Genomic DNA, 24949 nt, shown 5'->3' with positions numbered 1-24949 from the left:
ACGCCCCGAATGCTTTCGTTTGCGCGGATCGAAGGAAACGTCGTGGTACAGCTCGGCATACGATCGGCGGTGACACTCTGTGCGACTCGTGCCGAACAACCTTGACCAGCGAGCGACATGACAGCTTCTTCGCCAGGCTGCGCGCAAGGATGGGCATTGCTGATGGGCATGACGCTGGCCCTCGGCGCCTGCACCACTTATGGGGTGGTCGAGAACGTGCCGTTGCCTGCGGGCGGCCACGCTGGCCCTGCCTATTCGTTGGGCGAATTCGTCGAGAAGCACCATCGACGTTCCGACGAGTTGATTCTGGCCGTTGCGTTCTCGGGTGGCGGCACGCGAGCCGCAGCCCTGTCCTACGGTGTCATGCAGGAACTGCGTGATACCCGTGTGCAGATGAACGGCAAGGAGCAAAGCCTGCTCGATACGGTCACCGTCATCAGTTCTGTTTCCGGGGGAAGTTTCACGTCGGCCTACTACGGCCTCTACGGCGATCGCATCTTCGTCGACTACGAGGAGCGATTCCTCCGCAGCGACGTTGAAGGCGCACTGCTGCGCGGGCTGTTGAATCCCGTGCGCTGGTTCAGCAGCCACGGCCGCACCGAAATGGCGGTTTCGTACTACCGGCAGTCGCTTTTCGGCGATGCGACTTTCGCCGACCTGGTCAAGCGCGATGCACCGTTGATCCTCATCAACAGCTCCGACCTGAGTTCGGGCGGGCGCTTTTCGTTCGTCCAGGAATACTTCAGCCTGATGTGCTCGGACCTCGGCAGCTTCCCGCTGGCGCGCGCCGTCACTGCCTCGAGCGCCGTGCCGGTGCTGTTCGGGCCGGTCGTGCTGCAGAACTATGCTGGCTGCGCTCGCGGCATGCCCCCCTGGCTCGCGGCTGCGAAGCAACGCGACAGTGACAACGACTACTTGAGCATGGTCGTGCAGGATGACCTCTCGTACGAGAACAAGGTCAAACACAAATACGCCCAACTGGTCGATGGCGGGATCACCGACAACCTGGGTCTTCGCGCACTGATGGACGCCGTCGACTTGACCGGTGGTGCGCAGAAGTACGTCAGGACTCTCGGCATCGCGACACCGCGCCGCATCGCCATCATCTCGGTCAATGCGGCGGCCGATGCGTCCGGGGGCATCGGAGAGAGCAGTCGGGAGCCGACTTTCGAGCAGACGATGAATGCCGTCACCAATGTCCAATTGCATCGCTACAACGTGGCAACGCTTCAGCAGACGCAGCAAAGCCTCGACCGCTGGACCCGCGAACTCTCGACGCCCGAACTGCCCGTGAGCTCGTACTTCATTCGACTGAGCTTCGAAGACGTGCCCGATCTGCCGCTGCGCCGCTTCCTGAACGAGATCCCGACCAGCTTCGCGCTGGACAAGGAGCAAGTGGCGAGGCTGATTGCCACCGGCCGCGAGTTGCTGCGCAACAGTCCGGACTATCAGCGCCTGCTGGCCGGCCTGCATGCACGGCCAGACACGGTCGTGCCGAAAGCCATCGCGCCCTGACCCCGCCCTTGCTACCCGGCCGAACGCAGTCTTCGTTCGGCCCGCTCGCGCAGCAGGTCGTAGATCGGCGGGATGCCGAGCAGGTTCATCACCACCATGGCGCCAAAGCAGGCGGCCAGCATCGGCAGCAGCAGATTGACGCTGCCCGTCATCTCGACGGCCAGGCAGATGCCCGTCAGCGGCGCACGGACGACCGCGGTGAAAAATGCCGCGAGGCCGACCACGGCGTAGGCGGTCGGCGACGCACCGGCCGGAAACCACTCCCCATACAGGCGACCGAACACGAGGCCGATTTGTGCGCCGAGAACCAGCATCGGCGCGAACAAGCCGCCGGGCGTCCCCGCCGCATAGGAGATGGGACCGAGCGCGAAGCGGATGACGAAGATCAGGGCGATCGTGGACAGGGAACCGGCATTGAGCAGCGTCTGCTGCGTGAGCGCGTCACCGCCCCCGACCCATTGGGGTGCCAGCCAGGCCAGGAGGCCGACCCCGCCGCCGATCAACGCCGCCCGCGCCGTGACTGGAAGTCCGCCGGGCCGGTCGGCCACTGCCAGCGCGCCCATGACCGCGCGCGTGTAGGCGGCGGCCGCGAGCGCGGCAAGGACACCGAGGGTCACATGGACCGGCACCGTCGCGAAACCCGGAAACGGTTGCGCCGGCACGGCGAAATCCGGCGCCACACCCACGAACACGCGCGACACTGCGATGGCGCTCGCCGAGGCGCCCAACGCGGCGGCCGCTGTGCGCGTATCGAAACGCCGCAGCAATTCCTCCAGGACGAACACCGCGCCGGCGATCGGAGCATTGAAGGCCGTAGCGAGTCCGGCGCCCGCGCCGGCGGCGAACAGCACCCGGGCGTCGACTTGACCGCGGCGGAACAGCCGGCCGATCACGTCGGCGATCGAGTGACCCATCTGCACGCTAGGTCCTTCACGCCCGAGGGCCAGGCCGGATCCGATGGCAAGCACGCCTCCGACGAACTTGACGATGGCAGTGCGCACGGGCCTGCCCGGTTCGCCGCCGCTGATCGCCGCCTCGACCTCGGGTATGCCGCTGCCTGCCGCGGCCGGGGAAATCCGGCTCACCAGGGCTGCCGCAACGGCAGTGGCTCCAGCGGCGCCGGCGACAACAAGCAGTAGGCCCAAGAGCCCCTCCTGGTGCGCTCGCGCAATGAACTCATCTCGCAGGGCATCGGCCTGTTGAAGCAGGAGCCGGAATACGGCGCAGACGAGCCCGGTGACGCATCCCACGAGCAGCGACAGCAGCGCGAGAACCAGCGTACCGGCTCTGCTCTCGTCCTGATCGGGGCTTGGCGCCACCTGGTTGTCACCCGAGCGGACCGCCGCCGGCAGAGGCGTCGTCGATGATGACCGGGCCGGACATGGAATGCGCGAACGTGGACTCGCAACGCAGGGCCTTGTAGATGGCATCCAGCAATTGCTGCTGCGGGTAGGGCTTCTGCAGGAAGTCCACGGCGCCGTCCCGGATGGCCTGGACCGCCGTCGAAATGTCGACGCTACCGCTGACGAACACGATCGGCATCTGGACGCCCATTTCCTGCAGTCGTTTCTGCAGCGCGAGCCCGTTCATCCACGGCATGCGCAAGTCCAGCACCAGGCAGCCACGCCAAGCGGGGTCGAAGGCGGCCAGGAACTCGAACGCCGAACCGAAGACTGCGGCCGCGAGTCCGACCGCAACGACCAACTCGCGAATCGAGTCGCGACAGGCGTCGTCGTCGTCAATGATGAATACGGTGGGTTCGCTCACGGACTGCCTTCGGAAGGGCGCGCCGAGCAGGGCCTGATCCTTCGATGCCCAACACTTTTGCCCTTGCGCTGGAAGTCCTGCACCGTAACCGCAGATGGTGTTTTTCGATATTGGCCATTGGTACGATGGCACGACATTTGTGCCGTCGCCGCAACACAATATGTTCTGCAACCGATTTCGCGGCTATCGCCCCGAATCTGCAACCCTTCGGACATGTCGTGACTGCTCTCACACTGCACTACCACCCGCTCTCGTCCTACTGCCACAAAGTGTTGATCGCGGTCGACGTGTTGGGCATTGCCATCGACAAGCGACTGCTCGATCTGGCCGACCCCGCAGAGCGAGCGGCCTACCTGGCGTTGATTCCCACGGGCAAGATGCCGCTGCTGGTGGACCAGGGCCGCCCCGTCCCCGAGACGAGCATCATCATCGAATACCTGCAGCGCCACCATGCAAGCTCTGGCCGCACCCTCATCCCGCACGACCCGGACGCCGCGCTCGATGTGCGCTTATGGGACCGGATCTTCGACCTGTACGTGATGACGCCGATGCAGGAGTGCACCGCCGATCTTCTGCGGCCGGAAGGAGATCGCGACGGCGCGAAGAGGGCGCGAGAAGGTCTTTCGTCAGCTTATGCGTTCATCGACCGCCACCTCGAAGGGCGAACCTGGGTGAGCGGCGATGCGTTCAGCCTGGCCGACTGCGCTGCAGCGCCGGCCTTGTTCTATGCCGTGACCTACGTCCCGCTGCGGCCGCAGCACGTGCGCCTGGCGGCTTACTTCGAGCGCCTCATGGAACATCCATCGGTGGCGCTCACCATCGATCAGGCGCGTCCCTACTTCAAGTTCTACCCTGGGCGTGAAGGTCTGTCCCGGCGCTTCTTCGACCCGATGGATCGTTGAAGCGCCGCGAAGTCAGCGCCGCGTTGGATACACGCAGCCACCGCGCGGGCAGTGAGGCTTGCAGCAATAACGAAGGGCCCTTCGGAGATTGATGATCTTCCGAAGGGCCCTCGCAGCCTTGGAGTACCTGAGTGGAGTTGCCGAGGCCGTGAAAGCAATATGGTCCGGACGATGATATCCAGGACTCAGCGGGACGCTGAAGGCGCAGACAGACAATTCCTACCGGCACGGGGAACCCCCTGAAGGGTGCGACGAATAAAACCTCCGAGTCAGCCCGTCGGGCCTCCGCGGAATCCGGGACTGCTCTTGCGCCGGCTACGCACGGCATTCGCCAAGTCGTCCAGGACCGGGACTGTCTGCGTGAAGCTGATGCAGGCATCTGTGATCGAGACGCCGTGCTTGGGCGGCACGCCGGGAATCAGGTCCTGTCGGCCTTCCTCAAGATGACTTTCGATCATCACTCCGGTGATGCGCGAGTCGCCCGCGGAGATCTGCTCCGCCACGTCGTGCGCCACGGCGATCTGCCGCTGGTGCTGCTTGCTGCTGTTGCCGTGCGAGACGTCGATCATGACCTGCTCCGCCAGGCCATTGGCACGCAGAGCGGCACAACTCGCGGCCACGTCGATGGCCGAATAGTTCGGCGCCTTTCCGCCGCGGAGGATCACGTGGCAGTCGTCGTTGCCGCGGGTCTCGAAGATTGCGGCCATCCCCATCTTGGTCATGCCCATGAATGCGTGCGGAGCCCTCGCCGCAAGGATGGCATCGGCGGCCACCTTGATGCTCCCGTCGGTCCCGTTCTTGAAGCCCACCGGACAGCTGAGCCCCGAGGCGAGCTGGCGATGGCTTTGGCTCTCAGTGGTGCGGGCCCCGATGGCGCCCCAGGCAATCAGATCGGCGATGAACTGAGGACTCAGCAGGTCGAGAAACTCGGTGCCCGTCGGCAGCCCCAGCAGCGTCAACTCCAGAAGCAGGCGCCGCGCACGTTCGAGGCCTTCGTTGATCGCGAAGCTGCCGTCGAGGTGCGGATCGTTGATGTAGCCCTTCCAGCCGACCGTCGTGCGCGGCTTCTCGAAATAGGTGCGCATGACGATCAGGAGGTCGTTTTCGAGATCGTCGGCCACCTTCTTCAGCCGGAGGGCATATTCGATGGCCTGGTCGTGGTCGTGGATCGAGCAAGGTCCGACCACGACGATCAGCCGGTCATCGCGTCCATGCAGGATATCGGCAATCGCCGCGCGGCTCTGCTCCACCAGCGCGAGCGTGTTGTCCAGAACCGGGACCCTTTCCTGCAGGAGCGCCGGCGTCATCAGTGGCCGAACCGCGCCGATGCGAACGTCGTCAATGCGAGTGGTATCGATCGTGCTGTCGCGGGAACCGATCTCGGCATCGTGGAGGGGGTCGTCGAGCTTCGGCATGTTGTGCGCATCGGTTGAGGAAGCGGCCATTGTCCATCAGCGACAGCTCGCAACGGAGCAGCACAACTCGGACGGCTTCGTGGACGTTCCTCATGCTTCGGACTCCACGCCATAGGTCTGGATCGGTTCCGCCTTGCCCTTGACCATCGCCGGGGGCATCGGCCGGAGGCGAAACTGATCCTGGACCGTGCGGCGAATGTCCTCAGTGATCAGCAGATCGACTTCGTACTTGCTGGTCAGCCCTTCGACCCGGGCAGCAACGTTGATCGGATCGCCCGTCACGCTGAACTTCGACAAGCCTGCGGTGCCGATCACGCCTGCCACCACCTCTCCGCCGTGAATGCCGATGCCGAAGCGCAGTTCAGGCAGGCCCTTCTCACGCAAAGTGGCGTTGTAGCGCGCCAGTGCCGCGCGCATTTCCAGAGCGGCCAGCACGGCGTCTCGCGCCTGCCAGGGGTTGGATTCCATGGCGCCGAACAGGGCCAGCAAGCCGTCGCCCACGAACTCGGTGACGTGACCGTGATGATGGGTAATGGCAACGGTCATGTGGCGGAAGTAGTCGTTCAGGATGCTCACGGTGACGGCGGGGTCGAGCCGATCGCACAAGGCCGTGAAGCCGCGCAGGTCGGCAAACAACATCGTCACCTGGCGTCGCTCGGGCGCAAAGGCGTCATCGGTGCGGGTGAGCCGCTCGACCACGTCAGCCGGCACGAAACGCTCGAACTGACGTTGCAGTTGCTCCAGCTTTTCATCGGAGGCCAGCAGCAGCTTCTCGAGCTGATCGTTCTGGCGACGGCCGCGCAGGACGAGTACTGCCAGGCTCGAAAGGACGACGGCCCCGACCGCGGCAAGGACCCATGCCAGCGCCATCATTCCAGCAACATGGCCAGCCGGACGGTCCCATTCGCCAGCGATGCCACCCCAATGGCTTCCAGCAGCGCGTCGGCGTCCAGTACGGCACCGAGGGCGCGCGTCTTTTGCTGGATCGACGAAGGTTCGTAGTACACCGTGTCGCGCGCCCAGGCCAGGAGGCCGGCTTCGCGTTGTGCCAGGCGGGGGCAACGAAGCGTTGCCAAGGCGCTTTCGATTTCCGTCTGACTCAGGCCCTCTTCGAAAAGCAACTGGGTCGCCGCGGCTTCGCAATGCGGGCAGCCGAGCGTGCGCGCGACCACGGCGAACATCAGCACTTTGGCGCTGCGGCTCAGCACCCCCGTCTCGAACGCGCCGTCGAGCGCCGCCTTCATGACTCGGCCTGCACGGAGACCCGCAAGCGGCGCCACCACGACGCCAAACGGGCCCGCGGCCAATGCAGTCTGATCCATCGCCGCTTCCGCCGGCCTGCTCGGCGCGAACTTCTTCATCAACGGCATGGCGAGCGCGAGCAGCCAACGGAACGGTCCGCTGGCCATGCGTTCGAACTTCTGTTCCGACGGACACGCCAACAGGGTGCTGACGCGGTTGTAGAAGCACCCGAGCGAGATCGCAAAGGCGATCTCGCCGATTTGCGCCGGCGTGTAGCCGAGCTTGAGCAGGGCAGCACGCTCTGCCGCGGCCGGGCGGGGCCTTGATCGGGCCAGACTGCGGCAGAAGGCGATGTACGCGCGCTCCTTGTCGTCCAGCTCGGCCGTCTGCACGTCGCGTTCGACTTGCTGGATGAATGACTCGGAATAGCCCAGCACCTTCATGTAAGCGCGGTTCGCGCCATAGCAGTAGCGGCAGGAATTCTCCTGTGCCGTCACCATGTTCCCCATGCGGTGCAGCCGCTCCGTCAGAGCGCCCGGCACATAGCTCGTCGCCTCGTAGGCTGCCTCGCGCAACCAGCGGCTGGGTGCGACTCGGCGGTCAACCTCCAGGACCTGGGCGCCGCGGCGCTTGAGTTCGGCTTCCCACTCCACGTCGTGCGCAGCCGGCAGGACCGGGTCGCCCCATTGGATTTCGCTCAGCAACACAGCCATCGGCCACTCCACCGGAATTGGACGGATTCTGCCGCAACGCCGAGCAGCTGGCCGCATGCTGCCTTTGGCCTTCACCACGCCCCAGGATCCTTATGGGCGCCACTTCGGCACGAGTGCTTCGTCGAGCGCCCAGTGCGGCCGGCCAGGCTCGATCCGCACGCCACCGATCCAGCGAGTGGTGCTGGCGTGATCGACCCAGTAGGCGGCGCCCTCCAGGACAACCTTGCCCAAGCCAGTCAGTTCGAGCGGCCGGCGAGTCCAATCCAGCTGGGTGTCGATTTCTCGAATCAAAGGATTCTCCACATCGATCAGGGCGCGCGCCGACGCGTAGAACATCGAGTCGCCCAGGAACGGAAGAGGTTCTCGAACACTCATCAGTTCACTGAAGATCCGGCCCAAAGTGGGCCGATCGAGTTCACGGATGATCTCCAACACAAGTCGTTCGGTCAGGGACAGTCCGTCGCGCAGAGATGGGAGCTCCTGCAGTTGGCGACGCAGCGCTGGTGCCAGGAACGGCAGCCCCAAGGACTCACTGAAGGCCAGTTCGGCCCAGGCTTGAGGCGAAGAGGCGCGATACGCCTTCCACGCCGTGCGTGCGAGTTCGAGGGTGCTTGCTTCCAGGCGGCGTCGTTGGGGCCATAGCCACGCGAGAACCTCTGGCGCCAACTGCCCGATTCCGATGAACCTTTCGACGCCTGGGACGTGGCTGATCTCTATCAGCTCCAGCAATTCCGGTGGCGTGGTCATCCCCGCCAGGACGGCAATGAGAAACAACTGGTCGTACGCATCCGCATCGCACCAAAGTACGGCATGCGGGGCCTGCGAAATCCGGGCGAGGTCTCGGTACTCGCCCCGCATGCGCTGCCGCGCGTCGTCGACGGGCATGTCGAAGGCACTGCTGATGAAATCGCAGCGAAGCTCGAGGAATTCGAGATCGGGTACGTCCGGTGCGGGTCCCATGCACAGGGGATCCGCAAACATGTGGAATTCGCCTCGGAAGCCGGCCACGCGCAGGCTGTGAGCAATGTCGTTGCCGCAGCGCCAATGCTGAGTGCTGGCTTCGCGGTCTGCAGCGAACTGCGGATGTCGAGCGGCGAAATCAACAGCGTCGGTATGCGATTTGAGCTTGGGCCAACTCGGGAACCCGAGCTCGCGAGCGATGAGCCACTGCGCGTCCGCCAATCGGGGAGGGGCGGAGTAGAGCGCATGTCGCTCGAGCAGGGCTTGCTGGGACACCGCCGTACCGTCTCTCAGCCGAGTGAGGAGCTCCTTGGCTCGCTTGCGTTGGTGCTCGAGGTTGATATGGCCGTTGTAGGCCGAGGCGCGATAGTCGTTGGGCATACGATCTCCAAGATCGGCCGTGTCCGCTGGCTGGCCGGGAGTCGCATGTGAATGCGCTGTGATCTGAAGCCTGGGCGCAGCCCTTTCCGCGGACGGGAGGCGTGGAGAGACGCCCGGCGGAATTCTAGTTTCCAGCGCAACGCTGAAAAGTGACCGAAGGGCCCCCGCCAGCGAAATTGCGCACTTTGACTCGAAAAATGTGGCCGAAATTCGCCCGATTCACCCACAACGGGCTGGCACTCGCCTATTCTGCGGGCCATTCCAACTACTCGAGACATCCGTGATGAATGACTGCGCCGATCAGCATCCGAGCCTCCTCCCGTGGGCTGCGGCCTTCCTGCTGGCCGCAGCCGCCCCAGCCCATGCGCTGGTCATCGGCGTGACCGAGGGCGTGACCTATCAGGCCAGTGACAGCCAGATCGAGGCCAAGTTCGAGCCTATCGCCGAGGCGCTGGGCAAGGCGCTGAAGCAGCCGGTGACGATCAAGGTCCTGAGCTCGTACCGCAACGCGCGCGAGGCGTTGAAGGAGAACCAGGTCGACCTGGCCTTCGTGCATCCGGCCCACGTGGCGTTCGAGGCGACCAAGGCGGGCCACTTCAAGACGCTCGCCTGGACCGCGGGCTTCACGGATTACAAGGTGTCCTTCCTGTGCAAGGACCTGAAAGCCATCTCCAATTGGAAGGAGATCGCCGGCAAGAGCCTGGTCATGCCCGATCCGGACTCCATCACCTCCGTGATCACGCGTGCGATGCTGCGTGAGCAGGGCCTGCAGGAGGGCGCGGTCAAGACCACCAACACGCGCTACCAGGATGCGGTGCCGTTCTATGTGCAGAACGGTTTCGCCGTCTACGGCGCCACCGCGTCAGCCGGTGTGATCAAGGCCTGGAAGTCCACTGGCGGGAAGACCTGCGCCGAATCGCGCGCCGTTCCCATCAAGCAGTGGCTCGCCTCGAGCAAGCTCGACGCGAGCACAGTCGCCACGGTGCGCGACACCTTGCTGGGGCTCGGACAGTTCGATGCCGGCAAGCGTGCGCTCGCCACCTCGACGTACACCGGATTCATCGCGCCCTCGGTGGAAGTCGAGAAGTCGTTGATGACCTGGCTGGGGATCTGACCCGAATCCGCGCGACGAGCGCCACGGGGATCGCCTGCACCGCGCAGGCCGGTTTGCCTTGTTTTGAAAATCCAGGCCGGCTGTCAGCTTGCAGAAAGCACGGTCTCAATAATTATGAATTCAGTTTCGGCGGCGGCCGGATCTGCAAGACAAGGAGACATGCCCATGAGCCGCTACGCAGAGTTCTATCGCCGGTCCGTCGACGACCCCGAAGGCTTCTGGGCCGAACAGGCCCGGTTGATCGACTGGAAGTCGCCGCCGCAACAGACTCTGGACGCCAGCCGGCCGCCTTTCGCGCGCTGGTTCGTGGGTGGTACGACCAACCTCTGCCACAACGCGGTCGATCGCCATCTGGCCCGTCGCGGTGATCAACGCGCCTTGATCTTCGTGTCGACCGAGACCGGCGTCGAGAAGAGCTACAGCTTCAAGGAACTCCATGCCGAAGTGCAGCGCGTCGCTGCCAGCCTGATGGAACTGGGCGTCGGCAAGGGTGACCGCGTCCTGATCTACATGCCGATGATTCCGGAGGCGGCCTTCGCCATGCTGGCCTGCGCGCGCATCGGGGCCATCCATTGCGTGGTGTTCGGCGGCTTTGCGAGTGGCTCGCTGGCGTCGCGCATCGAGGACGCGACGCCGAAGGTCATCGTGAGCGCCGATGCCGGGTCGCGCGGCAACAAGGTCCTTGCGTACAAGCCCTTGCTCGACGAGGCGATCCGGCTGTCTTCGCACAAGCCCGATGCGGTGCTGCTGTTCGATCGCGGCCTGGCGCCGATGGCGCTGACCGAAGGCCGCGACCATCTTGCGAGTGCGCTGATGAAGAGGCATCGCGATGTCGAGGTGCCCTGCGTCTGGCTCGATGCGACGGATATCAGCTACACCCTCTACACCAGCGGCACCACCGGCAAGCCGAAGGGCGTACAGCGCGACACCGGCGGCTACGCCGTCGCACTCGCCGCGAGCATGCAGCACATCTTCGACGGCCGCGCCGGCGAAAGCTATTTCTCGACCAGCGACATCGGGTGGGTAGTCGGTCACAGCTACATCGTCTATGGCCCGCTGATCGCGGGCATGGCGACCCTCATGTACGAGGGCCTGCCGACGCAAGGTCTCGACCAGCAGCCTGACGGCGGCATCTGGTGGCGCCTGGTCGAGAAGTACAGGGTGACGGTGATGTTCAGTGCGCCCACGGCGGTGCGCGTGCTGAAGAAGCAGGACCCCGCGCTGCTGAAGAAGTACGACCTGTCGAGCCTGCGTGCGCTCTTCCTGGCGGGCGAGCCGCTCGACGAGCCGACAGGTCGCTGGATCAGCGAGGGGCTGGGCGTGCCGATCATCGACAACTACTGGCAGACCGAGTCCGGCTGGCCGATCCTCACGGTCGCGAATGGCGTGGAGCGCACACCGAGCAAGTTCGGCAGCCCGGGCATCCCGATGTACGGCTTCAAGGTCAAGATCCTCGATGAGACGACCGGCGACGAACTCACCGGCGCGAACGAGAAGGGCGTCGTCGTCATCGAGGGCCCGACGCCACCGGGCTTCATGCAGACGGTCTGGAGGGACGACGAGCGCTTCGTCAATACCTACTGGAAGGGCGTTCCGGGCAAGCTGGTGTATTCGACCTTCGACTGGGGCATTCGAGACGCCGACGGCTATTTCTACATCCTCGGCCGCACCGACGACGTGATCAATGTGGCCGGCCACCGGCTGGGCACGCGCGAGATCGAGGAGAGCATCTCCGGCCACGCGAACGTAGCCGAAGTCGCCGTGGTCGGCGTGGCCGATGCGCTCAAGGGCCAGGTGGCGATGGCCTTCGTCGTTCCCAAGGACGGCGCGGCTGTCGCAGACGAGAAGATGGCCCTGCAGCTTGAAGGGGAAATCATGAAGCGCGTATCAGACGATCTCGGTGCCCTGGCCCGGCCCGCGCGCGTGCGCTTCGTGGCCGCATTGCCCAAGACACGCAGTGGCAAGCTCCTCCGCCGCGCGATCCAGGCCGTGTGCGAGCAACGCGATCCCGGCGACCTGACGACCATCGACGACCCGTCCACCCTCCAGCAAATCAAGAACCTGCTCTGACCGTCCGCCGCCGCCTCAGTCCAGAAATACCGCGGAACCGGCCTTGGCGGACGGCTGGTATTGCCCCCTTGCAAAGGGGGTGGGCGGCCACACGTAGTGGGCAAGCCTGGGGGTTACAATCCGCCGGTACTCAGGCCCTTCCCCAGCCACAGTCGCATCCGCCAATCGGTTCAGCCGTGTCGCGGAAGGTTTCTTAACCAGCTAGTGCTTCCTTCAGGGAAGCGAAGGTCAGCGGAATATGAGCGATTCCTCGTCGACGTCTTCGTCCGTCTACAGCGCCTATCAAGGCAATACCTACCTCTTCGGCGGCAACGCGCCCTATGTCGAAGAGATGTACGAAAACTACCTCTCCAACCCGGGCAGCGTGCCCGACAACTGGCGCTCGTACTTCGACGCGCTCCAGAACGTCCCCGCGACGGACGGAACCAACACCAAGGACGTGCCGCACCTGCCGGTCGTCAATGCCTTCGCCGAGCGCGCCAAGCAGGGCACGACCAAGGTGGTCGTCGCCAGCGGCGCCGATTCCGAACTCGGCCGCAAGCGCACGGCCGTCCAGCAGCTGATTGCTGCCTATCGCAACGTCGGCGCCCGCTGGGCCGACCTCGATCCGCTCAAGCGCACCGAGCGTCCCGCGATTCCCGAACTCGAGCCTTCTTTCTACGGCTTTGCAGATGCCGACCTGGAAACGGTGTTCAACACGAGCAACACCTTTTTCGGCAAGGAAACGATGTCGCTGCGCGATCTGCTCAATGCGCTGCGCGAAACCTACTGCGGCACCATCGGCGTCGAGTACATGTACATGACCGACCAGGCGCAGAAGCGCTGGTGGCAGCAACGGCTCGAAAGCGCCCGCACCAATCCGCAGCTCTCCGCCGAACAGAAGAAGCGCGTGCTCGAGCGTCTGACCGCTGCCGAAGGCCTCGAACGCTTCCTGCACACCAAGTACGTCGGCCAGAAGCGCTTCTCGCTCGAAGGCGGTGAAAGCTTCATCGTCGCGATGGACGAGGTGATCAAGCAGGCCGGTATCAAGGGCGTCCAGGAAATCGTGATCGGCATGGCCCACCGCGGCCGTCTCAACGTGCTGGTGAATTCGCTCGGCAAGATGCCGGCGGACCTCTTCGCGGAGTTCGACCACACGGCACCCGAAGACCTGCCCAGCGGCGACGTCAAGTACCACCAGGGCTTCAGCTCGGACGTGTCGACGCCCGGCGGCCCGGTGCACCTGAGCCTGGCATTCAACCCCTCGCACCTTGAGATCGTGAACCCGGTGGTCGAAGGCTCCGTGCGCGCTCGCATGGACCGTCGCGCCGACCCGCTCGGCAAGCAGGTGCTGCCGGTCATCGTGCACGGTGACGCCGCCTTCGCAGGGCAGGGCGTCGTGATGGAAACGCTGGCGCTGGCCGAGACGCGCGGCTATTCCACGGGTGGCACGGTGCACATCGTGATCAACAACCAGATTGGCTTCACCACCAGCGACCCGCGCGACAGCCGCTCGACGCTGTATTGCACCGACATCGTCAAGATGATCGAAGCGCCGGTGCTGCACGTGAATGGTGACGACCCCGAAGCCGTGGTGCTCGCGACCCAGCTCGCCCTCGAATTCCGCATGGAGTTCCAGAAGGACGTGGTGGTCGACATCGTCTGCTTCCGCAAGCTGGGCCACAACGAGCAGGACACGCCGGCGCTCACGCAGCCGCTGATGTACAAGAAGATCGCGCAGCATCCCGGTACGCGCAAGCTCTACGCCGACAAGCTCACCGCCCAGGGCATGGGCGCCACGCTCGGCGACGACCTGGTCAAGGCGCAGCGCGCGGCTTTCGATGCCGGCAGGAACACCTCGGACCCAGTGCTGACCAACTTCAAGAGCAAGTACGCGGTGGACTGGCACCCCTTCCTGAACAAGAAGTGGACCGACGCCGGCGACACGGCCATCCCGACCGCCGAATGGAAGCGGCTGGCCGAACGCATCACCAAGGCACCGGACAACTTCACCGTGCACCCGCTGGTCAAGAAGGTGCTGGACGACCGCGCCGCGATGGGCCGCGGCGACGTCAACGTCGACTGGGGCATGGGCGAGCACATGGCTTTCGCCTCGCTCGTGGCCAGCGGCTATCCGGTGCGCCTGTCGGGTGAAGACAGCGGCCGCGGTACTTTCACGCACCGCCACGCCGTGTTGCACGACCAGAACCGCGAGAAGTTCGACGTAGGCACCTACGTGCCCCTGCAGAACGTCGCCGACAACCAGGCACCGTTCGTCGTGATCGACTCGATCCTGTCGGAAGAAGCCGTGCTCGCGTTCGAATACGGCTACGCCTCCAACGATCCGAACACGCTCGTGATCTGGGAAGCGCAGTTCGGCGACTTCGTCAACGGCGCTCAGGTCGTGATCGACCAGTTCATCGCATCGGGCGAAGTCAAGTGGGGCCGTGTCAACGGCATCACGCTGATGCTGCCGCACGGCTACGAAGGCCAGGGCCCCGAGCACAGCTCGGCGCGCCTCGAGCGCTTCATGCAGTTGTCGGCCGACACCAACATCCAGGTGGTGCAGCCGACCACGGCCAGCCAGATCTTCCACGTGCTGCGTCGCCAGATGGTGCGCAACCTGCGCAAGCCGCTGGTGATCATGACGCCGAAGTCGCTGCTGCGTAACAAGGACGCGACCTCGCCGCTGTCCGAGTTCACCAAGGGCAGCTTCCAGACGGTCATTCCGGACAACAAGGATCTCAAGGCCGAGAAGGTCAAGCGCGTCATCGCCTGCTCCGGCAAGGTCTATTACGACCTGGCGAAGAAGCGCGAGGAAAAGGGCACCGACGACGTCGCGATCATCCGCGTCGAGCAGCTCTATCCCTTCCCACACAAGGCCTTCGCCGCCGAGCTGAAGAAGTACCCCAACCTCGTCGACGTGGTGTGGTGCCAGGACGAGCCGCAGAACCAGGGCGCCTGGTTCTTCGTGCAGCACTACATCCACGAGAACATGCAGGAAGGCCAGAAGCTCGGCTACTCCGGCCGTGCCGCCTCGGCATCGCCCGCCGTGGGCTACTCGCACCTGCACCAGGAACAGCAGAAGGCGCTGGTCGACGGCGCGTTCGGCAAGCTCAAAGGCTTCGTGCTGACCAAGTAAGAAGAACTCACATTCACCTCACAAAGAAACACGAAGCGGAATAGAAAATGTCCATCGTTGAAGTCAAAGTCCCCCAGTTGTCCGAGTCCGTGGCCGAAGCCACCATGCTCCAGTGGAAGAAGAAGCCCGGCGAAGCTGTCGCCATCGATGAAATCCTGATCGAGATCGAAACCGACAAGGTCGTGCTGGAAGTACCGGCCCCGGCTGCCGGCGTGCTGGCCGAAATCGTGGCGGGCGACGGCGCGACCGTCGTGGCCGACCAACTCATCGCGAAGATCGACACCGAAGGCAAGGCCGGCGCTGCCGCGCCGGCTGCAGCGCCCGTCGCTGCTCCGGCAGCGGCTCCTGCCGCTGCCGCTGCCGCTTCTGCCACCGGCGGCTCGAAGTCCGACGTGGCCATGCCCGCCGCGGCCAAGCTGCTGGCGGACAACAAGCTGAGCACCGGCGACGTCGCGGGCACCGGCAAGGACGGCCGCGTCACCAAGGGCGACGTGCTCGGTGCCGTCGCTTCGGGCGCGACCGCCAAGGTCGCTGCGCCCGTGCCCGTTCCGACCGGCGCGCCGAAGGCTGCCTTGCAGCAAGTCGCTTCGCCGGCCGGCGCACCCGATCTCGGCGAGCGTCCGGAAGAGCGCGTCCCGATGAGCCGCCTGCGCGCGCGCATCGCCGAGCGCCTGCTGCAATCGCAGTCCACCAACGCGATCCTGACCACCTTCAACGAGGTGAACATGGCGCCCGTGATGGAGATGCGCAAGCGCTTCCAGGAGAAGTTCGAGAAGGAGCACGGCGTCAAGATCGGCTTCATGAGCTTCTTCGTGAAGGCCGCGGTGCATGCGCTCAAGAAGTACCCGGTGCTCAACGCTTCGGTGGACGGCAACGACATCGTCTATCACGGTTACTTCGACATCGGCATCGCGGTCGGTTCGCCGCGTGGCCTGGTGGTGCCGATCCTGCGCAATGCCGACCAGATGAGCTTTGCGGACATCGAGAAGAAGATCGCCGAGTACGGCGCCAAGGCGCGCGACGGCAAGCTGGGCATCGAAGAGATGACCGGCGGCACCTTCTCGATCTCCAACGGCGGCGTGTTCGGCTCGATGCTGTCGACGCCGATCATCAACCCGCCGCAGTCGGCCATCCTGGGCGTGCATGCGACCAAGGACCGCGCCGTGGTGGAGAACGGCCAGGTTGTCGTTCGCCCGATGAACTACCTCGCGATGAGCTATGACCACCGCATCATCGACGGCCGCGAAGCCGTCCTGGGCCTCGTCGCCATGAAGGAAGCGCTGGAAGATCCCGCACGCCTCCTCTTCGACATCTGAGGAGCCACGGATGTCTGACAAACAATTCGACGTCATCGTCATCGGTGGCGGCCCCGGCGGCTACGTCGCCGCGATCCGTGCGGCGCAGCTGGGCTTCAACGTGGCCTGCATCGACGAGTGGAAGAACGCAAAGGGCGGACCGGCCTTGGGCGGCACCTGCACCAACATCGGCTGCATTCCCTCGAAGGCGCTGCTGCAATCGTCCGAGCACTACGAGCACGCGGCACACAGCTTTGCCGACCACGGCATCAAGATCGAAGGCCTCGGCCTCGATGTCGAGAAGATGCTGGCGCGCAAGGACACCGTCGTGAAGCAGAACAACGACGGCATCGTCTACTTGTTCAAGAAGAACAAGGTTGCCTTCTTCCACGGCCGCGGCTCGTTCGCGAAGACCGCGGACGGCGGCTATGAGATCAAGGTGGCGGGTGCGGCTGAAGAAAGCATCATCGGCAAGCACATCATCATCTCGACTGGCTCGAACGCGCGCGCCTTGCCGGGCGCTCCGTTCGACGAAGAGAAGATCCTCTCGAACGACGGCGCCTTGCGCATCGGCGGTGTGCCGAAGAAGCTCGCGCTCATCGGCTCAGGCGTGATCGGCCTCGAAATGGGCTCGGTGTGGCGCCGCCTCGGTTCCGAGGTGACTGTGCTCGAAGCCCTGCCGACCTTCCTCGGCGCGGTGGACGAGCAGATCGCCAAGGAAGCGAAGAAGGCCTTTGACAAGCAGGGCCTGAAGATCGAACTCGGCGTCACGGTCGGTGAGGTCAAGTCCGGCAAGAAGGGCGTCAGCATCGCGTACACCGACGCCAAGGGCGGCGCACAGTCGCTCGAGGTCGACAAGCTGATCGTCTCGATCGGCCGCGTGCCCAACACCATCGGCCTGAACGCCGAAGCAGTGGGGCTCCAACTGGACGAGCGTGGCGCGATCGTGGTCGACGACGACTGCAAGACCAGCCTCCCGAACGTGTGGGCCATCGGCGACGTGGTGCGCGGGCCGATGCTCGCGCACAAGGCGGAGGAAGAGGGCGTCGCGGTGGCCGAGCGGATCGCGGGCCAGCACGGGCATGTCAACTTCAACACCATCCCTTGGGTGATCTACACCTCGCCCGAGATCGCGTGGGTCGGCCAGACCGAGCAGCAGCTCAAGGCAAGCGGCCGTGCCTACAAGGCCGGCAGCTTCCCGTTCCTCGCCAACGGGCGCGCCCGTGCGCTGGGCGATACGACCGGCATGGTCAAGTTCGTGGCCGACGCGGTCACCGACGAAATCCTCGGCGTGCACATGGTCGGACCGATGGTCAGTGAGCTGATCTCCGAAGCCGTGGTGGCCATGGAGTTCAAGGCCAGCGCCGAAGACATCGCGCGCATCTGCCACGCGCATCCGTCGCTGTCGGAGGCGACCAAGGAGGCGGCTCTCGCCGTTGACAAGCGCACGTTGAACTTCTGATCCGTGAACGTTCGCCAGGCCTATGACGCGGAGCTGGCTGCGCGGGGGTTCCAGAGCGACCCCGCGCAGCTGCGCGCCGTGGAGTCGCTCGACCGCTGCGCGAGCGAGTGGGCCGATTTCAAGGCCCAGCGTTCCAACGCATTCAAGAAGCTGATCAACCGACCCGACGTCCCTCGCGGGGTGTACATGCATGGCGGCGTCGGGCGCGGCAAGAGCTTCCTGATGGACTGCTTCTACAACGCAGTCCCGCTCCGACGCAAGACGCGTCTGCACTTCCACGAGTTCATGCGCGAAGTGCACCGCGAATTGGCCGATCTTCAGGGCACAGTCAACCCGCTGGATGAGCTCGGGCGGCGCATCGCCAAGCGCTATCGGCTGATCTGCTTCGACGAGTTCCACGTCGCCGATATCACCGACGCGATGATCCTGCATCGACTTCTGGTGGCGCTGTTCGAGAACGGCGTGGGCTTCGTCACCACCTCGAACTTCAAGCCGGACGATCTGTATCCGGGCGGCCTGCACCGGGACCGCATCCTTCCCGCGATCGCGCTCCTGAACGACCGACTCGAAGTCATCAGCGTCGACAATGGCACCGACTACCGCCGCCGCACGCTGGAGCAGGTGCGGCTCTATCTCACGCCCAATGGCGCCGCGGCGGACAAGGAAATGCGCAAGGCCTTCGAGCGGCTGGCCGAAAGCGCGGACGAGAACCCGGTCCTGCACATCGAGTCGCGCGAGATCCACGCGCGGCGCAAAGCCGGGGGCGTGGTCTGGTTCGATTTCAAGACGCTGTGTGGCGGTCCGCGCTCGCAGAACGACTACCTGGAAATCGCAACGCAGTTCCACACCGTGCTGCTGTCCGACGTGCCCTACATGCCCGTTCGCATGGCGTCGGAAGCACGTCGTTTCACGTGGCTGGTCGACGTGTTCTACGATCGGCGCGTGAAGCTGATCATGTCCGCCGAAGTGCCGCCCGAGGCGTTGTACACGGAAGGGCCGCTGGCCCACGAGTTTCCGCGAACCGTGTCCCGACTCAACGAGATGCAGTCGACCGAATTCCTCGCGCTCGAACGCCGTGTCGTCGATACCCGCCTTACATGATGAAGAACATCGTCCTTGCATTGCTGACTTGCCTGACCGCGCTGCCCCTCTGGGCGCAGTCCGACGCGACGACCGGAAGCACGAACTTCGACGTCGAACGGGCACGCCTGGCACAGGAGCGGAAGGCCGCTGACGCCCGCTTCGCGACCGAGCAGGCCGCCTGCTACAGGAAGTTCGCGGTCGAGGACTGCCTGCATGAAAGCCGTCGCCGCCGCCGCGTGGCCACTGACGACATCAAGCGTCAGGAAGCGTCGATGAACGACTTCGAGCGCAAGCGCCGCGCAGCCGCGGAACTCGACAAGCTTGAACAGCAGAAGGCGGACCAGCGCGCGCAGGATGCGCAAGCGAAGCGGGACGAAGCGCTGAAGTCGCAGCAGGACCGTGAACAGCGCGCGGCCGATCACGCAGCAAGCCGTGCGCAAACGGCGTCCGAAGCAGCCCAACGGCAACGCCAGTTCGACGACAAGCAGCGCGCCCATGCCGAAGAACAGGCCAAGGCAGCCCAGCGGCGCGCCGATGCGCCGGCGGCGCGCGCGGAGTACGAACAAAGACTGCAGAAGGCGGAGGAACATCGCGTGGAACTCGAGAAGCGCAACGCCGCGAGAACCAAGCCTCGCTCAGCACCCCTGCCGACGCCTGGAGAGCCGCCTGCGTCTGTGCCGGCACCTGCAGCGCCGGCTCCGGTAGTTCGCTGACGGGATCGTGCCCGGCGCCTCAGTCTGCGGGCAGCGGTTCGAGCTTCAGAACGACGATGGAGATGTTGTCGCCAGTCCCGTGTGCACGCCGCCGCGCTTCGGCGACCAGCAACTCCACGGCAGCGCGCGGCGATTGTTCCGCCAGCAACCCGCCCATCTCCTCGGGCTTGAAGTAGTGCCATAGCCCGTCGCTGCAGGCCATCAGCACGTCGCCCGTTTGCAGGCGGGGGACGAGGTGGATGTCGACCGGCGGAGGACTCGAGTTCATGCCAAGGCAGCCCAGCAGGATGTTGCTCTGCGGGTGCATGTTGGCTTCATCGTCGTTGATCTCGCCGCGGTCCACCAGCACCTGCACGTAGGAGTGATCCTTGGTGCGCTTGACCAGCTTTCCGTCGTGGAAGTGGTAGATGCGCGAGTCGCCGGCATGAATCCAGGCGCAGTCGCCCTCGGGGTTCATGAGGAAGGCGGCCAGTGTGCTGTGCGGCTCCTGCTCGCTGGACACCGCTGTAAGCTTGATCACCGTGTGGGCGTCTTCCAGCAGTTGCCGCAATATGGCCACGCCTTCGTCGCGACCGGGCTTGTAGCGCGAGAAGAGCTGGCGGGCCGTCAGCAGAACCTGATCGGAAGCCTTGCGCCCGCCGCTGCGCCCGCCCATGCCGTCGGCGATCACACCGAGCACGCATCCCGGCGTGCGGGGGTGGGACATGATCAGGACCTGGTCCTGCTGGTAGGGGCGGTCTCCCTTGTGGAGACCGGTCGCGGCGGCGAGTCGAAAGCCTCGGGTCATGTGGGCGCGGATGCGCCGATGGCGCGGTCTTTCATGTTGTCGTGCAGAAGGGACGAAGACGTATTATCGAGTGAACACAAGCTGCGGCCGAAGCGCCGTTGCGTCGAATTCACACTGCCCCCGTTGGACTCCAATCTTCACTCCATTTCACGCCAGCTGATCGAACTCCGGATCCAGCATGCGGACCTCGACGCCACGATCGACCGGCTGGGCGAGGTCGTCCCGGTCGATGAACTGCTTCTTCGACGTTTGAAGAAGCGGCGTCTGGGTCTACGCGACGAGATCGCACGCCTCGAACGCCTGCTCGACCCGCAAGAGCCCGCCTGATGTCCATTGAACAAGAGGTGCGCGAGGCCTTCGCGCAGGATGGCGTGCTCTCCCATGCCGCCGAGCAGTTTCGAGAACGCGAAGGCCAGACGCAGATGGCTCTCGCTGTTGCGCGCACCATCGACCAGGGCGGCGTGCTCGTCGTAGAGGCAGGCACCGGCGTCGGCAAGACCTTTTCGTACCTCGTGCCGGCACTGCTGAGCGGCGAGCGCGTGCTGCTGTCGACTGCGACCAAGACCCTGCAAGACCAGCTCTTCGGCCGCGATCTGCCCCGGCTGGTCGCTGCGCTGGGGCTACCGGTGCGGACCGCCTTGCTCAAGGGGCGGTCCAGCTATGTGTGCCTGCACCGCCTCGATCAGGCGCGCCATGACGCCTCGCTGCCCGAACGCGGCTCGCTGCGCACGCTTGCGAAGATCGAGCAGTGGTCCAAGTCCACGCGCACGGGCGACATGGCCGAGTTGCCGGGGTTGGACGAGCGCTCGCCGCTGATCCCCCTGGTGACATCCACCCGCGAGAACTGCCTCGGCGCGCAATGCCCTCAGTTCAAGCCGTGCCACGTCAATCTCGCGCGTCGCGAGGCGATGGCGGCGGACGTGGTGGTCATCAACCACCACTTGTTCTTCGCCGACCTCGCCGTGCGCGAATCCGGCATGGCGGAGTTGCTGCCGACCGTGCGGGTCGTCGTATTCGACGAGGCACACCAGCTCAATGAAACCGGGGTTCAGTTCCTCGGCGCTCAGCTTGGCAGTGGGCAAGCCCTGGACTTTGCACGCGACCTGCTGGCAGCGGGGCTCCAGCATGCGCGAGGGTTGGTCGACTGGCAGCGACTGGTGGCAGGGGTCGAGCGCGGTGCGCGCGAACTGCGGCTGTCGGTGGGCAAGCAATACTCCGGCGCGAAGCTGCGCTGGGCCGGTGCGTCGCCGGAAGGCGTCGCGCCGGAGGCATGGCAGGACGCGCTCGATGCGCTGCAGCAGGCTTTCGCTGAAGCAGCGAGGGGGATCGACACCGTGAGCGAACTGTCGCCCGATTTCGGTCGCCTCCATGATCGCGCGCAGCAACTGTCGGACCGTGCAGAGCGCTTCGCCGAGAGCTGTCCCGACGGATCGGTGCGCTGGGTGGACGTCGGAACACAGCTGCGATTGATCGAGTCGCCGCTCGACATCGCCGAAGCGGTGCGAACGCGTGTCCTCAAGTCGGACGCGGACAACGAGGAAGAGCAAGGGCGCGCATGGGTCTTCACCTCGGCCACGCTCGGGGACGATCCCAAGCTGCGCTGGTTCACAGAGCCCTGCGGCCTCGACGATGCCGAGGTGCTGCGCGTCCAGAGCCCGTTCGACTACGCACGCCAGGCGGCGCTCTACGTACCGCGCATGTTTCCCAAGCCGAACGATCCGGCGCACAGCCAACGCGTGGCGCAACTCGCCGCCCGGGGAGCTGGCGTGCTCGGTGGTCGCACGCTGGTCCTCACGACGACGCTGCGCGCGCTGCGGACGATTGGCGATGCCATGCGGCAGGAATTCGAGCATCTGGAGCCCGTTCAGCGGCCGGAAGTGCTGGTGCAGGGTGAACTTCCCAAGCGGGTCCTCATGGACCGCTTTCGTGAAGGGTCTGCCGATGGGCGTTCCGGCTGTGTTCTGGTCGCATCAGCCTCTTTCTGGGAGGGGTTCGATGCTCCCGGCGATGCCCTGCAACTGGTCGTGATCGACAAGCTTCCGTTCCCGCCGCCCAATGACCCGCTCGTCGAGGCACGTTCGCAACGTCTCGAGTCGCAAGGACGCAGCTCCTTCAGCGACTATTCGCTACCCGAAGCCGCCGTAGCGCTCAAGCAGGGCGCCGGACGGTTGATCCGGCGAGAGACCGATATGGGTGTGCTGGTGATCTGCGACACGCGCCTCGTCGCCATGGGCTACGGCCGCCGCCTGCTCGCCGCGCTGCCGCCCATGCGCAGGATCGAGACCGAAATGGAGTTCGATGCCGCCGTCGTCGAATTGGTAGCGGAGAGGAACGCTGAGTAGTCTGCTGGCTCGAGCATGCGGCCACCGGGCCGCCCCAAGGCGAGCCGCGCCGCCCCGTTGGGGGGGTGGCAAATTACACGAAGCGAATGCGAAGTGAAAAGCCGGGGGGCTTTGTGTTCACCAGAGCTTCCACCAAGGATCGTCCTTGGCCCGGAAGCCTCGCGTCAGATATTCGCTCTTTGGATAGTTGGAGGTCAGCACACGCTGGGTGTCGTCACGGAGATCGTTGAGGCCCAGCTTGTCGTAGGACATGTACATGATGTACAGCGCTTCTTCGAGCGCCGGAACTTCGCGGTAGTCTGCCAGGGCCTGCTGCGCGCGGTTGATGGCCGCCAGGTAGGCGCCGCGGTTGTAGTAGTAGCGCGCCACGTGAACTTCATACTGCGCCAACGAGTTGACGATGTAGTTCATCCGTTGGCGCGCGTCTGGCGTGTAGCGCGACTCGGGGAAGCGGGTCACCAGCTCCTTGAACGCCTCGAACGATTCCTTCGCGGCCTTCTGGTCGCGCTCCGACAAGTCCTGGCGCGTCATGAACGCGAACATGCCGAGGTCGTCGTTGAAATTGATCACGCCCTTGAGATAGAGCGCGTAGTCGATCGCCGGACTGGCCGGGTGCAGCTTTATGAAGCGATCGAGCGTCGCGACGGCCGGAACCTTGTCGCCTGCCTTGAATTGGGCATAGGCCTTGTCGAGCTGCGCTTGTTGCGCGAGCGGCGTGCCGGCAGCGCGGCCTTCCAGCTTCTCGTACAACGGCACCGCTTTGTCGTAGGCGCCCGAGTCCACTTCGTCCTTGGCTTCGGAGTAGATCCGGTTGGGGCTCCAGTTCGCGGTCTTGTCGGTCGGGGTCGAGCAGCCAGCCACCAGCCATGCTGCCGCGCAAAGGGCCAGCCAGCCGGAGACAACCGATAATTTGGCGCGAAACATCAGATAAGGCTTTCGTGAAACAGTTGCCCTCAATTATATCGGCCGACCCCTTGGGCAATACCCCGGAGGCGGCCGACCACGACGAGGGTGTGGAGCTGTCCGACGCCAGCGAAATTCGCACTTTCCTGATCGGCGAGGCCCAGCACGGCCAGCGGCTGGATCGGGCACTTGCCGCATTGGTGCCCGAGTTCTCGCGCAGTTACCTCCAGCAACTCATCGATGCTGGCACCGTCGAACTGCAGGGGAGGGTGGTGACCAAGACCTCGGCCACGGTGCATGCCGGCGAAGCCGGGCGCGTCGAGCTTCGCCCGACACCGCAGAGCCAGGCATTCCGGCCCGAGACGATGGCGATCAACGTGCTGCATGAAGACGACCATCTGCGCGTCATCGAAAAGCCTGTGGGGCTTGTGGTGCATCCGGCACCAGGCAACTGGAGTGGAACCTTGTTGAATGGACTGCTTGCGCTCGATCCGCGGGCGGCGCTGTTGCCTCGCGCCGGCATCGTGCATCGGCTGGACCGCGACACCAGCGGCCTGATGGTCGTCGCGCGCAGCCGCGCGGCGATGGATGCGCTTGTTGCGCTGATCGCAGCGCGCGAAGTCAAGCGCCAGTACCTCGCGCTCGCCCACCGCACCTGGCAGGGCGCCAACGCGCGACATGTGGACACCGCGATCGGCCGCGATCCGCGCAATCGCCTGCGCATGGCGGTGGTCGACCTGGAGCGCCATTCCGGCAAGCCAGCGCGCACGCTGATCGAGGCGCTCGACACCAACGACCTGGGCTGTGCGGTGCGCTGCACGCTGGAAACGGGGCGGACCCACCAGATTCGCGTGCACATGGCGTCGATCGGCCATCCGCTCGTCGGCGATGCTCTCTACGGAGGCACTAACGCTGCCGGGCTGAACCGTCAGGCGCTGCACGCCTTCAGGCTCGGATTCGTGCATCCCATCACCGGGCAGCCGATGGAGTTCCAGTCGCAGCCGCCGGCGGATCTCGCTCAGGGTTTTTACGAGTGGGGGCTGGATTACAATCGCGCCTGACGGTCCCGAGGGCCGCGCCGGCCATTCGATGCCGGCCTCGCGTTGCATTCGCCGCGTGCCTGCAGCGCCTTCTTTCATCCATCTGAACAAGCGTCCCCGAGAC

Annotated in this window: 20 protein-coding genes and 1 pseudogene; 12 read left to right on the top strand and 9 right to left on the bottom strand. The window is 64.9% G+C overall.

The window, feature by feature from the left end:
- Positions 1 to 117: 117 nt before the first annotated feature.
- The gene (locus tag QTI04_RS03580) at positions 118 to 1515 is read left to right on the top strand and encodes a patatin-like phospholipase family protein (RefSeq protein WP_286614236.1); all 1398 of its coding nucleotides are present in this window, start codon (positions 118 to 120) and stop codon (positions 1513 to 1515) included.
- 11 nt (positions 1516 to 1526) lie between these two features.
- Here the strand turns inward: QTI04_RS03580 and QTI04_RS03575 are convergent, their stop codons facing one another.
- Positions 1527 to 2834, bottom strand: a complete 1308-nt coding sequence (locus tag QTI04_RS03575) for a ClC family H(+)/Cl(-) exchange transporter (RefSeq protein WP_286614235.1) — start codon at positions 2832 to 2834, stop codon at positions 1527 to 1529.
- Positions 2835 to 2841: 7 nt separating this feature from the next.
- Positions 2842 to 3282, bottom strand: a complete 441-nt coding sequence (locus QTI04_RS03570; RefSeq protein ID WP_286597946.1) for a response regulator transcription factor — start codon at positions 3280 to 3282, stop codon at positions 2842 to 2844.
- A gap of 44 nt (positions 3283 to 3326) precedes the next feature.
- Here QTI04_RS03570 and QTI04_RS03565 point away from each other — a divergent pair, with 44 nt between their 5' ends.
- Positions 3327 to 4184 carry a glutathione S-transferase family protein gene (locus tag QTI04_RS03565; RefSeq protein ID WP_336621870.1) on the top strand — a complete coding sequence of 286 codons (858 nt, stop codon included), beginning with the start codon at positions 3327 to 3329 and terminating at the stop codon, positions 4182 to 4184.
- Between the two features lie 269 nt (positions 4185 to 4453).
- Here QTI04_RS03565 and QTI04_RS03560 read toward each other — a convergent pair whose 3' ends face one another.
- The 5 genes and pseudogenes from QTI04_RS03560 to QTI04_RS34260 all read right to left on the bottom strand — a co-directional run.
- Complete coding sequence (locus QTI04_RS03560) at positions 4454 to 5599, bottom strand: 3-deoxy-7-phosphoheptulonate synthase (protein WP_286614453.1); 1146 nt, start codon at positions 5597 to 5599, stop codon at positions 4454 to 4456.
- Between the two features lie 90 nt (positions 5600 to 5689).
- The gene (locus QTI04_RS03555) at positions 5690 to 6472 is read right to left on the bottom strand and encodes an adenylate/guanylate cyclase domain-containing protein (protein WP_286614234.1); all 783 of its coding nucleotides are present in this window, start codon (positions 6470 to 6472) and stop codon (positions 5690 to 5692) included.
- Entirely contained in the window at positions 6469 to 7554 is a 1086-nt protein-coding gene (locus QTI04_RS03550; RefSeq protein ID WP_286614233.1) for a carboxymuconolactone decarboxylase family protein, read from the bottom strand. Before QTI04_RS03550 ends, QTI04_RS03555 begins: the two co-directional genes overlap by 4 nt.
- 90 nt (positions 7555 to 7644) lie before the next feature.
- The gene (locus QTI04_RS03545) at positions 7645 to 8301 is read right to left on the bottom strand and encodes a hypothetical protein (RefSeq protein WP_286614232.1); all 657 of its coding nucleotides are present in this window, start codon (positions 8299 to 8301) and stop codon (positions 7645 to 7647) included.
- A 24-nt stretch (positions 8302 to 8325) separates the two neighbouring features.
- Positions 8326 to 8895: pseudogene (locus QTI04_RS34260) on the bottom strand (DUF1835 domain-containing protein); the annotation flags it as partial.
- A 283-nt stretch (positions 8896 to 9178) separates the two neighbouring features.
- Between QTI04_RS34260 and QTI04_RS03535 the strand changes: the two are divergent.
- The 7 genes from QTI04_RS03535 to QTI04_RS03505 all read left to right on the top strand — a co-directional run bounded on the left by QTI04_RS03535 (position 9179) and on the right by QTI04_RS03505 (position 19753).
- The gene (locus QTI04_RS03535) at positions 9179 to 10009 is read left to right on the top strand and encodes a phosphate/phosphite/phosphonate ABC transporter substrate-binding protein (RefSeq protein WP_286614230.1); all 831 of its coding nucleotides are present in this window, start codon (positions 9179 to 9181) and stop codon (positions 10007 to 10009) included.
- 114 nt (positions 10010 to 10123) lie between these two features.
- Positions 10124 to 12079, top strand: a complete 1956-nt coding sequence (locus QTI04_RS03530; protein WP_286614229.1) for a propionate--CoA ligase — start codon at positions 10124 to 10126, stop codon at positions 12077 to 12079.
- Between the two features lie 238 nt (positions 12080 to 12317).
- Positions 12318 to 15200, top strand: coding sequence for a 2-oxoglutarate dehydrogenase E1 component (locus tag QTI04_RS03525; protein ID WP_286614228.1), 2883 nt, complete (start codon positions 12318 to 12320; stop codon positions 15198 to 15200).
- Positions 15201 to 15247: 47 nt separating this feature from the next.
- Positions 15248 to 16516, top strand: a complete 1269-nt coding sequence (gene odhB / locus QTI04_RS03520; RefSeq protein ID WP_286614227.1) for a 2-oxoglutarate dehydrogenase complex dihydrolipoyllysine-residue succinyltransferase — start codon at positions 15248 to 15250, stop codon at positions 16514 to 16516.
- Positions 16517 to 16526: 10 nt separating this feature from the next.
- Positions 16527 to 17957 (top strand): dihydrolipoyl dehydrogenase, encoded by a 1431-nt coding sequence (gene lpdA / locus QTI04_RS03515; protein ID WP_286597959.1) that lies wholly within the window; start codon positions 16527 to 16529, stop codon positions 17955 to 17957.
- A gap of 3 nt (positions 17958 to 17960) precedes the next feature.
- Positions 17961 to 19058, top strand: a complete 1098-nt coding sequence (zapE, locus tag QTI04_RS03510) for a cell division protein ZapE (protein WP_286597960.1) — start codon at positions 17961 to 17963, stop codon at positions 19056 to 19058.
- Positions 19058 to 19753 (top strand): hypothetical protein, encoded by a 696-nt coding sequence (locus QTI04_RS03505; protein WP_286614226.1) that lies wholly within the window; start codon positions 19058 to 19060, stop codon positions 19751 to 19753. Before zapE ends, QTI04_RS03505 begins: the two co-directional genes overlap by 1 nt.
- Positions 19754 to 19772: 19 nt before the next feature.
- On the opposite strand, the gene QTI04_RS03500 is transcribed toward QTI04_RS03505, so the two are convergent.
- Positions 19773 to 20540, bottom strand: coding sequence for a PP2C family serine/threonine-protein phosphatase (locus QTI04_RS03500; RefSeq protein ID WP_286597962.1), 768 nt, complete (start codon positions 20538 to 20540; stop codon positions 19773 to 19775).
- 123 nt (positions 20541 to 20663) lie between these two features.
- Here QTI04_RS03500 and QTI04_RS03495 point away from each other — a divergent pair, with 123 nt between their 5' ends.
- Both QTI04_RS03495 and QTI04_RS03490 read left to right on the top strand, forming a co-directional pair.
- Complete coding sequence (locus QTI04_RS03495) at positions 20664 to 20867, top strand: DUF465 domain-containing protein (protein ID WP_286597963.1); 204 nt, start codon at positions 20664 to 20666, stop codon at positions 20865 to 20867.
- Positions 20867 to 22882 carry an ATP-dependent DNA helicase gene (locus QTI04_RS03490; protein ID WP_286614225.1) on the top strand — a complete coding sequence of 672 codons (2016 nt, stop codon included), beginning with the start codon at positions 20867 to 20869 and terminating at the stop codon, positions 22880 to 22882. The genes QTI04_RS03495 and QTI04_RS03490 overlap by 1 nt, the downstream gene beginning before the upstream one ends.
- Positions 22883 to 22999: 117 nt before the next feature.
- Here QTI04_RS03490 and QTI04_RS03485 read toward each other — a convergent pair whose 3' ends face one another.
- The gene (locus QTI04_RS03485; protein ID WP_286597966.1) at positions 23000 to 23806 is read right to left on the bottom strand and encodes an outer membrane protein assembly factor BamD; all 807 of its coding nucleotides are present in this window, start codon (positions 23804 to 23806) and stop codon (positions 23000 to 23002) included.
- Between the two features lie 50 nt (positions 23807 to 23856).
- On the opposite strand from QTI04_RS03485, the gene QTI04_RS03480 reads away from it, so the two are divergent.
- On the top strand, positions 23857 to 24846 hold the full coding sequence (locus tag QTI04_RS03480; protein ID WP_286614452.1) for an RluA family pseudouridine synthase: 990 nt from the start codon (positions 23857 to 23859) through the stop codon (positions 24844 to 24846).
- Positions 24847 to 24949 lie beyond the last annotated feature (103 nt).

Origin of the sequence: Variovorax sp. J22R115, from assembly GCF_030317005.1 — a bacterium.
In the GTDB taxonomy this organism is placed as follows: domain Bacteria; phylum Pseudomonadota; class Gammaproteobacteria; order Burkholderiales; family Burkholderiaceae_C; genus Variovorax.
This window is presented reverse-complemented; position numbering and strand designations above follow the sequence as displayed.

Coding starts and splice junctions, on each gene's coding strand:
- QTI04_RS03535 (WP_286614230.1), top strand. CDS start 9,179: ATGAATGACTGCGCCGATCAGCATCCGAGCCTCCTCCCGTGGGCTGCG.
- QTI04_RS03485 (WP_286597966.1), bottom strand. CDS start 23,806: ATGTTTCGCGCCAAATTATCGGTTGTCTCCGGCTGGCTGGCCCTTTGC.
- QTI04_RS03560 (WP_286614453.1), bottom strand. CDS start 5,599: ATGCCGAAGCTCGACGACCCCCTCCACGATGCCGAGATCGGTTCCCGC.
- QTI04_RS03500 (WP_286597962.1), bottom strand. CDS start 20,540: ATGACCCGAGGCTTTCGACTCGCCGCCGCGACCGGTCTCCACAAGGGA.
- QTI04_RS03545 (WP_286614232.1), bottom strand. CDS start 8,301: ATGACCACGCCACCGGAATTGCTGGAGCTGATAGAGATCAGCCACGTC.
- QTI04_RS03550 (WP_286614233.1), bottom strand. CDS start 7,554: ATGGCTGTGTTGCTGAGCGAAATCCAATGGGGCGACCCGGTCCTGCCG.
- QTI04_RS03580 (WP_286614236.1), top strand. CDS start 118: ATGACAGCTTCTTCGCCAGGCTGCGCGCAAGGATGGGCATTGCTGATG.
- odhB (WP_286614227.1), top strand. CDS start 15,248: ATGTCCATCGTTGAAGTCAAAGTCCCCCAGTTGTCCGAGTCCGTGGCC.
- QTI04_RS03525 (WP_286614228.1), top strand. CDS start 12,318: ATGAGCGATTCCTCGTCGACGTCTTCGTCCGTCTACAGCGCCTATCAA.
- QTI04_RS03530 (WP_286614229.1), top strand. CDS start 10,124: ATGAATTCAGTTTCGGCGGCGGCCGGATCTGCAAGACAAGGAGACATG.
- QTI04_RS03555 (WP_286614234.1), bottom strand. CDS start 6,472: ATGATGGCGCTGGCATGGGTCCTTGCCGCGGTCGGGGCCGTCGTCCTT.
- lpdA (WP_286597959.1), top strand. CDS start 16,527: ATGTCTGACAAACAATTCGACGTCATCGTCATCGGTGGCGGCCCCGGC.
- QTI04_RS03505 (WP_286614226.1), top strand. CDS start 19,058: ATGAAGAACATCGTCCTTGCATTGCTGACTTGCCTGACCGCGCTGCCC.
- QTI04_RS03565 (WP_336621870.1), top strand. CDS start 3,327: ATGCCCAACACTTTTGCCCTTGCGCTGGAAGTCCTGCACCGTAACCGC.
- QTI04_RS03490 (WP_286614225.1), top strand. CDS start 20,867: ATGTCCATTGAACAAGAGGTGCGCGAGGCCTTCGCGCAGGATGGCGTG.